The sequence below is a fragment of the Chitinophaga deserti genome (genome assembly GCF_003149455.1).
GTDB lineage: Bacteria > Bacteroidota > Bacteroidia > Chitinophagales > Chitinophagaceae > Chitinophaga > Chitinophaga deserti.
Map to the genome: position 1 here is coordinate 281,613 of NZ_QFFK01000005.1, position 13,869 is coordinate 295,481.

General features: G+C 48.3%; 7 protein-coding genes. 6 read left to right on the top strand and 1 reads right to left on the bottom strand.

Annotated features, from left to right (window positions below):
* Nucleotides 1-112: 112 nt before the first annotated feature.
* The gene (locus DEV76_RS13570) at nucleotides 113-991 is read right to left on the bottom strand and encodes an AraC family transcriptional regulator (RefSeq protein ID WP_109698452.1); all 879 of its coding nucleotides are present in this window, start codon (nucleotides 989-991) and stop codon (nucleotides 113-115) included.
* A gap of 198 nt (nucleotides 992-1,189) precedes the next feature.
* On the opposite strand from DEV76_RS13570, the gene DEV76_RS13575 reads away from it, so the two are divergent.
* From DEV76_RS13575 to DEV76_RS13600, 6 genes are all read left to right on the top strand, one after another.
* A complete protein-coding gene (locus DEV76_RS13575) occupies nucleotides 1,190-2,227 on the top strand; it encodes a LacI family DNA-binding transcriptional regulator (protein WP_109698453.1) in 1,038 nt (345 codons plus the stop codon).
* Between the two features lie 728 nt (nucleotides 2,228-2,955).
* Nucleotides 2,956-6,312, top strand: coding sequence for a SusC/RagA family TonB-linked outer membrane protein (locus DEV76_RS13580; RefSeq protein ID WP_109698454.1), 3,357 nt, complete (start codon nucleotides 2,956-2,958; stop codon nucleotides 6,310-6,312).
* A 34-nt stretch (nucleotides 6,313-6,346) separates the two neighbouring features.
* Nucleotides 6,347-8,038, top strand: a complete 1,692-nt coding sequence (locus DEV76_RS13585; RefSeq protein WP_109698455.1) for a SusD/RagB family nutrient-binding outer membrane lipoprotein — start codon at nucleotides 6,347-6,349, stop codon at nucleotides 8,036-8,038.
* A gap of 100 nt (nucleotides 8,039-8,138) precedes the next feature.
* Nucleotides 8,139-8,672: a redoxin domain-containing protein gene (locus DEV76_RS13590; protein WP_157962881.1), complete on the top strand. Its 534-nt coding sequence runs from the start codon at nucleotides 8,139-8,141 to the stop codon at nucleotides 8,670-8,672.
* 10 nt (nucleotides 8,673-8,682) lie between these two features.
* The gene (locus DEV76_RS13595; RefSeq protein WP_109698457.1) at nucleotides 8,683-9,987 is read left to right on the top strand and encodes a calcium-binding protein; all 1,305 of its coding nucleotides are present in this window, start codon (nucleotides 8,683-8,685) and stop codon (nucleotides 9,985-9,987) included.
* 588 nt (nucleotides 9,988-10,575) lie between these two features.
* Nucleotides 10,576-13,863: a SusC/RagA family TonB-linked outer membrane protein gene (locus DEV76_RS13600; RefSeq protein WP_109698458.1), complete on the top strand. Its 3,288-nt coding sequence runs from the start codon at nucleotides 10,576-10,578 to the stop codon at nucleotides 13,861-13,863.
* Nucleotides 13,864-13,869: the final 6 nt, after the last annotated feature.

The window sequence follows — 13,869 nt, forward strand, 5'->3', positions numbered from 1 at the left end:
TTTACTAAAACGTTTAGCTGGGAGATTTATACCGGGCAATAAGCTGCCTGCCGCGCCGGCAGGGCGGATATGAAGGGAGGTAAGGGAAGGATAGTAAATAAAGAGAATGCGATCAGAGTGCTTCTTTCAGACGTAGTTCGTTCTTGTACTCTTTCGGAGTTTTTCCTACGATTTCCTTGAAAAAGCGGTTGAAATTGGAAAGGTTCTTAAACCCGCAGCTGTAGGCGATTTCGGCGATAGACCAGTCTTCCTCAGTAAGCCTTTTACAGGCATGGCCGATGCGTACCTCGTTCAGGAACTGCACAAACGATTTTTTGGTACGGTTCTTAAAGAAGCGGCAAAACGACTGAGGGGATAGGTTGGTGATGCTGGCAACGTCCTGCAGGGAAATTTCTTTCGAGAAATTGTTCATGACATACTTGAATACCTCGTCGATCTTGTGGTTGTCTTTCACATTGTAAGCATGCGAATAACCGGTGGAGGCAAGGTAATAGTAGTCTTTCGTCTCGGAAAGTGTTTTAAGGATTTCAAGCAGGGAAATGATCCGTTCGAGACCTTCTTTGCGGGGAAGGGCAAGAATCTCGTCTTTCAGCTTCTCCTGTGTACTGCCGATGATTTTCATACCACGTTGGGCGCGGTGGAAGAGATCGGTAAGCGCTTTGGTTTCCGGAAGGCCATAGAATTTGTCGCCAAAGATGTCTTTGGGAAAATAGATCACGACGGAACGGGCTTTGAGCGACTCGTCGTTGCGGTGGTATGCCTCGTCGTTGTACCAAACGTGTGGTATGTTCGGACCGAGGAATACCATATCGCCTACGTCGAAGCTTTCGATGCTGTCTCCCACGATGCGCTTCCCCTGGCTTTCAGTTACATAAACCAGCTCGCATTCCGGGTGGAAATGGAATGGTGTGTTGAAATAGGGATCGCACCGCTCGATGATGGTGATCTGATTGTCGGCAAAGGCCCCCACTTTAATGAGAATGGGTTTCATATTTGCTTCCTTATATGATTAAGTCCTGTGAAAAAGCAGGCAAGGTTTTTTGCCATTTTAATTTCTATTCTGGCAAATTATGAAATTTAGGTTAAAAAAATACTAGTCTAGTTCAATTTCACTGAACTTTTTTGTTTTGACGGAATTTGTGTAATTTGTCATTGCTAAATCGTTTGAGCGCATTCGCAACAACCAAATATGAAGGGGATCTCCATTAAAGATATTGCCAAACAGGCTGGCGTATCGCCAACTACGGTGTCGTTCGTGCTGAACGGCAAAGCCCGGGAAAAGAGGATCAGCGAGCAGGTAAGTAAGAAAATCCTGAAGCTGGCTGCTAAACTCAAGTACAAGCCCAACCAGCTCGCACGCGGCCTCCGTACCGGCAAAACTAAGACCATAGGACTTATTGTAGAAGATATCGCTAACCATTTTTTCGCCAACGTTGCTAAAATAGTGGAGGAAGAAGCAGATAAATTCGGATATAAGGTGCTGTATGGCAGCACTGAAGATAACCTCACCAAAGCCCGCGGGCTGCTGGAAGTGCTGGAATACCGGCAGGTAGACGGCTATATCATTACTCCGACTCCGAACCTTGATAAGGAAATTGAGATCCTTAAAAATAGCCGGAAGCCCATGGTACTGATGGACCGCTATCTCCCCCAGATACCGACCAATTACGTAATGGTGAACAACTTCCAGGGCGCTTACGATGCGGCTGAGTACCTGCTGAACCTGGGGTACCGCAAGATTGCATATGTATCCACCACTTCCGAACAGATACAGATGAAGGAGCGGATTAACGGGTTTACGGCGGCTATGAAAGCGCACCGCGCGGCTTTTCCCCGGAAAATGATCAAAAAGATACCTTTCTCCGCTACTAAAGAAGAAGCAGTAGAGCAGATCATGGAATTCATCAAAGGGGCTTCCGGGTTGGATGCCATCTTCTTTGCCACCAACTACCTGGGCGTTTATGGAATCGAATCTATCAAAGATCTGGGGCTAAAAATCGGGGAAGACCTGGCGCTGATCAGCTTCGATGATCACGATCTTTTCCGCCTGCATACACCCGGTATTACCTGTGTGGCACAACCTATACACGACATCGCGCATAACCTGGTGCAGGTATTAATGAATGAATTAAATCAGCAACAGAACCAGATCAACCAGGTTGTCTTACCCGCCACCCTTATCCGCCGGGAAAGCTGCCGAAAGCGTTCAAAGGTATTGGCAGAGTAGGATAGTGTAACAATTACACACCAATTGGAGCGAATCGGGATCTTATCCAGTTTTAACAGCTCATAAAAAGTTGGTGTGTCTTTGTTGGTTTTTCTGGAAAAAAGATATAAGTTTGAGTTGTAACAGTGAAGTCGAAAGAGACATTGAGCAGTAACAGATAGTACAACATTAATCTAACAGACATTTTGGACTTTCATGAAGAACCCACGTAAAGGTTCTTTTTTTAAAAATGTATCGCTAAAACGTTTTAGTGAGAAAATGTAAAAAAGCGTACATTTGAGACAGATTCAACCAGGATCTATAGTATAATCCCATCCATTTTTGTGTGCGTTATGACAGAGAGAGCGTAAGAAATCCGAATCAGTCGAGTATAATATTAATTATTCAGTGAACAGAATCTAGACAAAGAACAGATCGGGCATTATTTAACAGATAGTGAACAGAATTAAACAACGAACAAATCGGGTTATTATTAATGTATTCTGTGAACAGAATCTATACAGTGAACAGTTAATAGTGAACAATCAAAATCAACAGAATCAAATTTATTTTCAATTTATTTAATGAGGTAACAACCAGAATCAGACATTGACTTTGCAGGCGCATCCCGCATGGATGCAAGTATAACTTTATTTCCGGCAGTGAACAATTGACAGGAAGCCTTCTTATGCCCCTGCATAGCGTGTAACACCTTATACAGCAACTCACACTAACCAAAAAAATGAACAATGAAAAGATCGCTGCTACTGATTGCAGTTCTTTTGGCTGTTGCGTGCCAACAAGTAAATGCGCAAGCCAAGAAGACTGTCACTGGTACGGTAAACGACGCGAAGGGCGGTTATCTCCCGGGCGTGACCGTCAGTGAAAAAGGAACAAAAAATGGCGGAGTTACCGACATGAACGGGAACTTCAACATTAAAGTAGACCCCAACGCCACCCTGGTGTTCTCTTTTGTGGGGTATTCAAAAAAAGAAGTAGATGTTTCTTCCCGTACAACCGTTACTGTTTCACTCGAAGAGGATAACAAAGCCCTCAGTGAAGTTGTGGTTACTGGTTTCGGTCAGAAGAAATCCACCCGCAAAATCTCCTATTCCATTGCGGAAGTGAAAGGCGAAGAACTTGTTCGCGCAAACAACTCCAATCTTTTGAATGCTTTGTCCGGGAAGGTTTCCGGCGTATTCGTGAATATGGGGAACTCCGGCCCGATGTCTTCTTCCACCATCCGTATCCGCGGTAACGCCACACTGTCTGCCAACGCGCAGCCGCTCGTAGTTATCGACGGTGTGATCATGGAACCCGGTATCACCGGTGGCGACAGCTGGGGTAATTCTCAGGATTTCGGTAACCAGTACAAAAACCTGAACCCCGAAGACTATGAGAGCGTAACCATCCTGAAAGGTTCTGCTGCCAGTGCCCTCTACGGATCTCAGGCTCAGAACGGTGTGCTGCTCATCACCACCAAGAAAGGCCGCGCACAGAAAGGCCTTGGTGTAAGAGCCAGCCACACCGAAAGCTTTGATAAAGTTTATAAAACTGTTGCTACACAGAATGAATTCGGCGCTGGTATCAGTCCTACTTTCTCTAAAGATGCGAATGGTGTAGATCAGGTAGATCCCGCCAACTTCTTCTGGAGCTTTGGCCCCCGTTTCAATGGGCAGAAAGTAAAGGATATTGACGGCCGTATGATCGACTGGACAGCCAAGCCCAATAACCTTCTCGATGCATTTTCCACCGGTAAATTCGTTAATACAAACGTAGCGATTGAAGGTGGTAGCGACCGTAACTCATTCCGTGCTTCCTACAACAATCTGTACAACACCTATATTACTCCCGGTACATGGCTGAAGCGTAACAACTTCGCCGTGCGCGCCACGCAGAAAGTTTCCACGTTCCTGAACCTGGATGCAAGCGTACAATATACCATCTCTAACAGCAAAAACCCTGTTGCACAGGGCAGCGGTAATAACCCTGTATTTGCATTGGTGTATTTCAACCCGCGTAACTACGACACCAAATACTGGATGAATAACTACCTGGACAGCACCGGTGGTGTAAGCCGTAACGATCCCTACGGGCTGGGTTACCTCTGGTTCGACCGTGAGTATACAGACATGCGGCAGACAGAGAAAACACTCCTCGCTAACCTGGACATTACAGCCAGCATCACACCCTGGCTGAACCTGTTGGTTCGTGCCAACATCAACGATGCAAACACAGAACGCGAAACCAAAAACTGGGGCCGTGGCCTTGGATGGTCTGGTGGCGATGGCAGATATGAAGTGTTTGAAACCGGCCGCCGTAACACCCGTATTCAGGGCTTACTGTCTGCCGATAAACAACTGAATGAAGACCTGGAACTTTCCGTTTCAGTAGGTGGTGAAAGCCAGCGCTTCGAGCCGGCTAAATTTGCCCGTGCTTATACTAATGGTGGTCTCAGAACCCCCGGTCTCTTCTTCCTTGGCAACTCAATCAATGCTGTTGGTGCAGATGCAGGTATCGAAGATCCCCGGGCCTATGGTACCAGCAAACGTATTGATGCTGCTTACCTGTATGGCGACCTTACCTACAAGGGTATGCTGACACTGAACTTCAGCGCGCGTAACGACTGGAACTCGACCCTGCTTTATCCTAAAACAGGAAAAGGCGACCATAGCTACTTCTATCCCGGAGTAGGCCTCAGCTACATCTTTACAGAATCACTGAAAGGTGTAGATGCAATGAAATGGCTGTCTTACGGTAAACTGCGTGCCAGCTACGCACATACCGGCCAGGGCGTAACTGCCTGGGAAACCAGCCGTGGTTACTACCGTTATCTCAATAACTACAACTGGCCCGACGGTTCATTTGCCCGTTACGGATTCGACGGCAGCACATTGGGCAGCCTGAACATCAAACCGATGACCACTAAAGAATGGGAATTTGGTGCAGATGTACGCTTCCTGAATAACCGCATTGGAGTAGACTTCACCTGGTATAAGAAAAATACTTTCGACCAGCTGCTTCCGCTGCCAGCACCAGTTGAATCCGGTGTTAGCTCCGAGTTCATCAATGCCGGTAATATCCAGAACAAGGGTATCGAAGTATTGCTGACACTGGTACCTTTCCGCACGAAAGATTTCGAGTGGAACGCTACTATCAACTACACCCGTAACCGCAACAAAATCATTGAACTGGCCGATGGTGTTGCCAGCTTCCCGCTGGAAATGGCATTTGGTGCTGACATGACTTCAGTTGCCCGTCCAGGTAAAGATTACGGTACCATTATCACTGGCTACGCTTATGCAGAATACCAGGCAAAAAATGCCGATGGTACTCCCAAGTCGCATGCCAGCAACGGTCAGAAACTGCTGAAACAAAATGGCAGCTATTACCGCCGCTCCGAAGTAGGCCAGCCCGACAAGGAACTGGGTTCCATGATGGAGAAATACCTCTTCGGTACTACTAACACCCTGCGTTACAAGAACTGGATGCTCGGCTTCCAGATCGATGGCAAGATCGGTGGCCTGATGGCTTCCGGTACGCATCAGTATGGTTCCACCAACGGTTCCCTGCTGAGCACACTGCCCGGCCGCAGCGCAGCATTTGGTGGTCTTACCCGCAAAACATTTGATGCAAATGGTAACGTGACCGGTACTTTCGATGACGGTATTATTCCTGAAGGTGTATTTGCCGATGGTATCAATATCAAAGCTCCTAATGGCCAGACCTACGATGTGAGCGGCATGTCTTATAATGAAGCAGTGAAACAGGGTATCGTACAACCTGTAAGCGCCCGCATTTATTATGCACGTCTCACGCAGTGGTCTACCGGTATCCGCGAATACTCCACTTTCGAGAACAGCTGGGTATCTCTCCGCGAGATTACAGTAGGCTACAATCTGCCGCAAAGTTTTGCTAACAAGATGAAGGTACAGAACATGCGTCTTAGCGTAACCGGCCGTAACCTTACCTATCTGTATAAGACAACTAAAGATGACATTTTCCCTGAAGGCGGTTTCCTCAGCAACCGTAACGCAACCTTTGCCGAATACGGAGGTCTGCCTTACGTAAGAAGCTTCGGTGTTAAACTGGACGCCGCATTCTAATCCGGAATAATGTTATCATCTAAAAAAGAAACACATGAAACTGAATAAAATATGGATGGCCGCGGCGATTGCAGGTACTGTGGGCGCAACAGCGTGTAAGAAGGAAGGGTTCATTTCGTACAACACCAATCCCGGCACAATCTACAACCTGAAACCAGAAGAGCAGTTCGCCAATGGCGTGGTTGCCACCTTCGAAGCGGATTTCGAATACTTCTACGATTACTACCGCATCATGATGCCGTGGATGCAGTACCATACTCCCCAGAACGGTAATGGTAAAACGTTTATGTCTGAAGTAGGTAACTTCAACCAGCGCCGTGGATATTTCTACAGCCGCGTAGGTAACGTACTTACAGATGTACAGCAGATCATAGACGCTATGCCCGCCGGGGAAAAGGACAAATACCAGCACGAAAGAGCGATTGCCACCATCCTGAAAGTGTATTACGCTGTATACACCACAGATATCAATGGCAGTATGCCTTACACCAATGCATTCCAGGCCCGTTATGGCGGTACTATGACCCCCACTTACGATAACCAGCAGGGATTGTATAATACTTTCGAAAACGAGCTGAAAGCTTCCATCAACACCCTCAAGACTGCATCCGGTCAGGCCTCTTACGGTAATGCCGATATGTTCTACAAAGGGGATGCCCAGTCATGGGTAAAGGCTGCAAACGCACTGCGTGTACGTATTGCCATGAGACTGATGAAGCGTGATGCCGCGAAAGCCAAATCAATAGCAACAGAGGCTTTGGCCAATGCCGGCGACAACTTCGGCAGTAATGCCGATAACCTGGATTTCGTTACTTCTTTCGAGCACACTGGTTCAGGAAACAACTGGGATCCGACAGGAGCCATCTTCCGTGCGCCTAAAGCAATGATTGATTTCCTGTATTCCACGAACGATCCTCGGTTACGTATGATGTTCCAAAAGAACTCCTATACCCAGGAAAACTTCGATCTGGCAAAAGCGCAGGAAAAGCTGCCTCCCACTGCAGTATTCAATCCCCGCCAATATGTTGGCAGCTTTGCATCTCCTGATGCCGCTGCTGATCCTGCAAATGCTAAATACTACACCACCCGGACCATCCGTAAGAACGGTGCCGACCTGGTGCTGGATACCCTCAGCCGTATACAATATCGTCTCTTCTGCCCAGGATCAAATGGCGGAACCGGTAAAGTTACTTTCCCGCTGCTCACCTATGCTGAACTATGCTTCTACCGCGCAGAGCTCGCTGTACGCAGTGTAGTAGGTGCTCCCGGAGATGCGGAAGCCTGGTACGAGAAAGGGGTGAAAGCTTCCATGGCATATTACAGCCAGATCGCTAAAGACGCGGCGGTAGTAGAATTCAGCGAGGCTACCGGTGCTGAGATCGATGCAGCCTACAATGCTCCCAAAGTGAAGTGGGCAGCAGCGAATGGTCTCGAGCAGATTGCAGTGCAATCCTATATCAACTTCTTTAAACAGGCTAATGAGGGCTGGAGCGTTTACAAACGTACCGGCTACCCCAGTGCCACTTCCACCATCTTCCCCTGGGAAAGAGTGATGGCAGACGGAGTTGAGCAGGTAATGCCACGCAGAGCGATTTTCGGTATCCCTGTATCTACAGACCGTAACTACGTTAATGCGAAAGCCGCTTATGACGACATGGCCAAAGATCCGGAATTCGGACAAGGCCCTACCGACATCCTCGGCCGCGTTTGGTGGGACAAGAAATAAAGATTGAAATTTGAAGAAAAACTCCGGTTCCCATGAGCCGGGGTTTTTCTTTTTCTTACATTGAGAAAGGATGAAATCCGGAAGCTTAATATTCTTACTGTTGTTATGTTCGGCATTCGCAAGTGCTGCTGATACCCTGCGTTTGCCGGTTGCCCGCCTGCGTACTCTGCATGGCGCAGGAGGGGAGTTTAAAGCCGGAAAGGAAGGTACCGTAGTGGTACTTCTTGCTCCGGATTGCCCCTTGTGTAAGAATTACGCTCCCGTACTCCGTGAGTTGCATACCCGTTTCCCGGGTGTGAAAGTTTATGGGATCGTACCCGGCAAAGTATATAATGCCGCAGTTGTAGCAGATTTTGCCCGGAAATATGATATTCCTTTCCCCTTATTGCAGGACCCGGCGCTGTCAGTTACCAGATCGCTGCAGGGGATTGCAACACCTGAAGCCTTTTATTTTGCCTCCAATGGCGCACTCGTATATCGTGGGATGATCGATAACCGGATGGTGAGCCTTGGTAAGAAACGCCGCCTGGTCACCGAAAAATTCCTGGAAGATGCAATTGCCCGCAACCGCACAGGGCTTACCGTTGTTACGCGACGTACGGAACCCATAGGTTGCCTCATCAATGACTATTAAGCCCGTTGTAATGATGCTCAGAAGCTGCCTCAGCCTTATGCTGCTTTTCACCTGTACGCTGCATGCCACCGCGCAGGAAGTAACCTTCAACAAGGATATAGCCCCTATTATCCACCGGAATTGTACTCCCTGCCACCGGCAGGGCGAAGCCGCACCTTTCCCGCTGGTTACTTACGATGATGTAGCCCGCCGTGCCACATTTATCCGCGAAGTAGTGGAATCAGGCTATATGCCTCCCTGGAAGCCCGATGCAGCCTATCGCAGCTTTGCACATGAAAGAAAACTAACCCCTGAAGAAATTTCACTCATCAGCCGGTGGGCACAAAGTAAAGCCCCTGAAGGCAAAGGCAGTGTAAAACCTCCAGTCTTTGTAAGCGGAACTCTATACCACCGTGCACCCGATCTCACACTCAAAACTGATAAGCCCTTCCTCGTGAAAGGAGATAACGAAGAGCGCTTCATTGTTTTCAAAATACCTTTCGAACTGGCAGATTCCATGAATGTGGAAGCACTGGAGTTCGTTTCCAATAATAAAAAAGTAGTACACCACGCCAACTTTGCCATTCATCCTGTAGAAGAAGGTATAGATATTCGCGGTACCGCCCCGTATGTGGATCTTTCCGGCGAAGACCGCACACAGTATGATCAATACCTGCCCTATAAAAAAAGCATGACCTATTATGGCGGATGGATCCCCGGGACTACCCTGGAATCGTACCCTGCAGGCATGGGATGGGTGATGCCTAAACGGGGAGTGATCCTGCTCACGGTGCATTTTGCACCTTCGGGGAAAAATGAGGAAAGCATTAGCGGAGTGAACCTGTTTTTTACAAAAAAGCCCATAGCCCGGAAGGTGAAAGTGATCAGTATTGGCAGTGGCGGGGTAGGAGAGCGGGACATTGAGCCTTATTTCATGATCCAGGCAGATTCTGTGAAAACCTTCACCGTGAAAGTAGCTACACCGGGAGATCAGAGCCTGCTGTATATCTGGCCGCATATGCACCTGCTGGGTAAGCGTTTCAAAGCCTGGGCCACTACCCCGCAGGGCGATACAGTGCGCCTGGTAGATATCCCTGACTGGGATTTTAAATGGCAGGAAATTTATCGTTTCAAAAACCTGATTAAAGTGCCCAAAGGCTCTGTGCTTACGGTGGAAGGTACGTACGACAATACATCTAAAAACCCGAATAACCCCTTCAATCCGCCGCGGATGATCTTCGCGGATGGTGACATGAAAACCACGCAGGAGATGATGACCATGCTAATGGTATTTCTACCCTACGAGCCCGGCGATGAGCAGCTGATAATAGATTAGGTGTTTAAACGCATACTATTTACACATGCACTGGTATTATTTTTACCAGTGTGAAGGTCCTGTTAACCAATTATCAAAAAAAAGTTAATTTTTCTTTTGGTTGTACGGCAACTTTAACTAAGTTGCATCCGTTCGTATAGTCGAACTCAACTTGTGCGTGAAAATGAAAAGTGTCCCCTGATTTGCCACAGGTTTTTTTTATTAGTTAAATGCTAAAACGTTTTACTGGTAAAGGAAACAGAGAAAAAGAAAGGGGCGGGAGTGAAGAAAGCTGCACAGGTTTTTTCGGAACCATTATGCTAAAACGATTTATTGATTATTGAACAGTGAACAGGGTTAACCAAGCTGACTAGCCAATTTACCAGGAAGCCAACACCCTCCCATTATTATCAGCCGCATAATTAACAGTATGTAGACCGGCTTTCCACGCCGGATGGAATTGTATTGCCATGATCGCTTGTCATGCGCTCCGGGAAAGCATTTGCGCTTCCCCTGCCGCAGACGTCGATCAGACGATAAGGATATCTATTTTTTCATATTTCATGTTTTCTCATTCACGTATCACTCAAATTAAAATCTAAGGAAGCTATGCGAAGAATTCTTCTGCTTGCCACGTTGCTGTTATGCTGCTTCGCCCCACAAGCCTGGGCGCAGCAAAAGAAAGCAGTTTCCGGCTCGGTCAAAGATGCCGCCGGCACACCGCTCCCCGGTGTAACCATCCTGGAAAAAGGTACTCCAAATGGTACCGTTACTTCCGGCGACGGGTCTTTCAAGATCAACGTCGATCCCTCTGCCACGCTGGTATTTACATTCATGGGCTACTCCAATCAGGAAGTACCCGCCTCCGCTTCGTCGTTCAACATTGTAATGAAAGACGATCAGCGCAGCCTTAACGAAGTAGTGGTTACCGCCATGGGCTTCAAGCGCGAACAGCGTAAACTTGGTTATGCCATCACCGAACTGAAAGGCGGTGAAATCGCCAAAACCAATTCCATTAACCCGGTTGCCGCCCTCCAGGGTAAAGTTGCCGGTGTGGAAATTTCCGGAGCTGCAGGCGGCCCTCAATCAGCCAGCCGTATCGTACTCCGCGGCGCTAAATCCCTCGATAATAAGGACCAGCCTATCTTTGTGGTAGATGGTACCATCTTCGAGAACGAAGTGTCTGACAACGCGGTAAACTTCGGTAACGTACTGAAGAACCTCAACCCTGACGACTTCGAAACCGTTACCGTACTGAAAGGCGCTGCCGCAACCGCACTCTATGGTTCCCGCGCCATCAACGGTGCTATCATCATCACCACCAAGAAAGGTATTTCCCGTAAAGGCCTCGGTGTAGACTTCAGCCAAACCGTTCAGTTCGAACAGGTTTACCGCACACCCATTGCGCTGCAAAACAGCTATGGTGCAGGTTATAACCCGTTCTTTAATAAAAACGGAAATGGTGAGAATGTTGTAGAATGGGCTGGTGCATTCAGCTTCGGTCCTAAAATGGACGGCAGCATGGCCCGCATTATCAACGGTGATCTCGTGCCTTTCGCTTCCATGCCTAATAACTGGAAAAATACTTACCAGACCGGTAAGTACTTCAATACAAACGTTGCCGTAGAAGGTGGTAACGAAAAAGCGAACTTCCGCTTTTCCTATTCCCACCTCGACAACAACAGCGTAATGCCGAACAACGGATTTAACAGAGACGTATTCGCCCTCAAAGCTTCTGCACAGCTCTCCAAACGTCTGACTGCAGAAGCAGGTGCAACGTATTCTGCTTCCAAATCCAGCAACCCTACCCGTCAGGGCGGTGATTATACCAACGAGAACGTAGGCCGTAAATGGATCTACATTTTCCCGCGTAACTATGATCCGGGTTACTGGCAGGCACGCTACATGGGCCCGAACCCCGGTTCCGGCGACCTGAACAGCTACCTGGGCCAATACCCCGGTGCTGACTACTGGTTCTCCCTGGAACACGACGACTGGACCCGTAAAGAGCGCCTGTTCATGGGTAACCTCTCCCTCACAGGTACTGTTACCGACTGGCTGAAACTCGTTGCCCGTGGTAACTTCTCCAACGAAGGCCGCGACGACGACCGCCGCCAGCTGGGCTGGGGTCCTAAATACTCCGGTTCACGTGGTTACTTCAGCCTTGCAGGTCAGAACAGGAACCAGTATACCCTTACAGGTATGGCCATGATCACGCCGAAGATCAACGATGATTTCACAGTTGCAGTGAACCTGGGTGGTGAAATGTGGCGTTCCGATATCGGTACTTCCTGGAGCTCTAACACAAACGGTGGTCTGCGTATCCCCGGTATGTTCTCCCTCTCCAACAGTGTGAGCCCGGTATCTATCAATGCTTCTAAACTGGCTCCCCGTTATATCAACTCCCTGTTTTTCGCAGCGAGCTTCACTTACAAAAATGCATTCTTCCTGGATGTGACCGGCCGTAACGACTGGTCGTCCGCCCTGGTTTATATGGACGGTTCCGGAACACCTTCTTACTTCTATCCTTCTGTGAGCGGTGCATGGGAGTTCACTGAATCCTTCAAATCCAGCATCCCTTCATGGCTGACGTATGGTAAGCTCCGCGCTTCTTATGCACTGGTTGGTAAAGACATGGGAGCATGGCAAAATAACGAAGGCTATATCGCAGAAAATACCAACTGGAACGGCGCGCAGGGCCAGCCCCCGCTGACCGGTATTTACCAGCCTGGTACACTGCCTAACCGTAACCTCGTTCCCTCTATGGCGGGATCTGTGGAAGTAGGTGCTGACGTTCGCTTCTTCAACAACCGTGTTGGTGTCGATGTTGCCTGGTATCATACCAATGTACGCGACCAGATCCTGGAACTCGCAGTTGCAAAAGAGTCCGGTGTTGAAAGACGTTTTATCAACGCTGGTAAAATGCAGAACAAAGGTATTGAGATCGCCATCAACGGCCGCGCTATTGATAAAAAGGACTTCCAGTGGGATGTAACCCTGAACGGTAGCCGCAATACCAATAAAATTGTAGAACTGTATCCCGGTGTAAAGGAATTTATCCTTGGCAGTGATCAGGATGTGAACGTAGTTGCACAGGTAGGTTCCGCTTACGGTACCCTTGTAACTCCTTATGGTTATACTCCTTATTATGGTGCTAATGGTAAATCAAACGGTTTGCCCACGATTTCTCCCAACAACTCCGACGTTCGCTACAAATTCAAACGTGGCAACGCAGTGGTAGGTAACATTACGCCTGATTTCAACCTTGGCCTGAGCAACAACTTCCAGTATAAAAACTGGAGCCTCGGTTTCCTCGTACAGGCTAAAATCGGTGGCGATATCTTCTCTGCTTCTCACCAATACGGTACCGGCCGTGGTACAGTGGCTTCCACTATCGAAGGCCGCGATGCCGAACACGGTGGTCTGGCCTGGACTGACTCCAAAGGCCGTAGCCGTAACGACGGTATGATCCCCAATGGTGTGTTTGAAGATGGTTATAAAGTGAAAGTGAATGGCAATGATGTGGACCTGGGTGGTATGACTTACCGTGATGCTTACGACAAAGGTTATGTATCTCCGCTGAGCCCTTATGAGTATTACAGCATGGTGGGCGACTGGGGTATTGGTATCCGCGAGGCTTCCGTATTCGATGCGTCTTATATATCACTCCGCGAAGTATCTATCGGTTATACCATGCCTGCGAAATTCGCAGAGCGCCTGAAGCTGAATAAGGTGCGCGTAATGCTGGTGGGCCGCAACCTGGCTTACCTGTACAACAAGCTGCCTGATAACATCAATCCGGAAAGCATCCGTAACAACGCTACTTCCGCATTCTCTGAGTACGGTGGTACCCCGTTTGTCCGCAACATGGCAGCCACTATTCAACTTGGGTTCTAATCAACA

What these genes read in the sequence shown, in the direction of transcription:
- DEV76_RS13570 (WP_109698452.1), bottom strand. Translation starts at nt 991, where the DNA reads ATGAAACCCATTCTCATTAAAGTGGGGGCCTTTGCCGACAATCAGATC.
- DEV76_RS13575 (WP_109698453.1), top strand. Translation starts at nt 1,190, where the DNA reads ATGAAGGGGATCTCCATTAAAGATATTGCCAAACAGGCTGGCGTATCG.
- DEV76_RS13580 (WP_109698454.1), top strand. Translation starts at nt 2,956, where the DNA reads ATGAAAAGATCGCTGCTACTGATTGCAGTTCTTTTGGCTGTTGCGTGC.
- DEV76_RS13585 (WP_109698455.1), top strand. Translation starts at nt 6,347, where the DNA reads ATGAAACTGAATAAAATATGGATGGCCGCGGCGATTGCAGGTACTGTG.
- DEV76_RS13595 (WP_109698457.1), top strand. Translation starts at nt 8,683, where the DNA reads ATGATGCTCAGAAGCTGCCTCAGCCTTATGCTGCTTTTCACCTGTACG.
- DEV76_RS13600 (WP_109698458.1), top strand. Translation starts at nt 10,576, where the DNA reads ATGCGAAGAATTCTTCTGCTTGCCACGTTGCTGTTATGCTGCTTCGCC.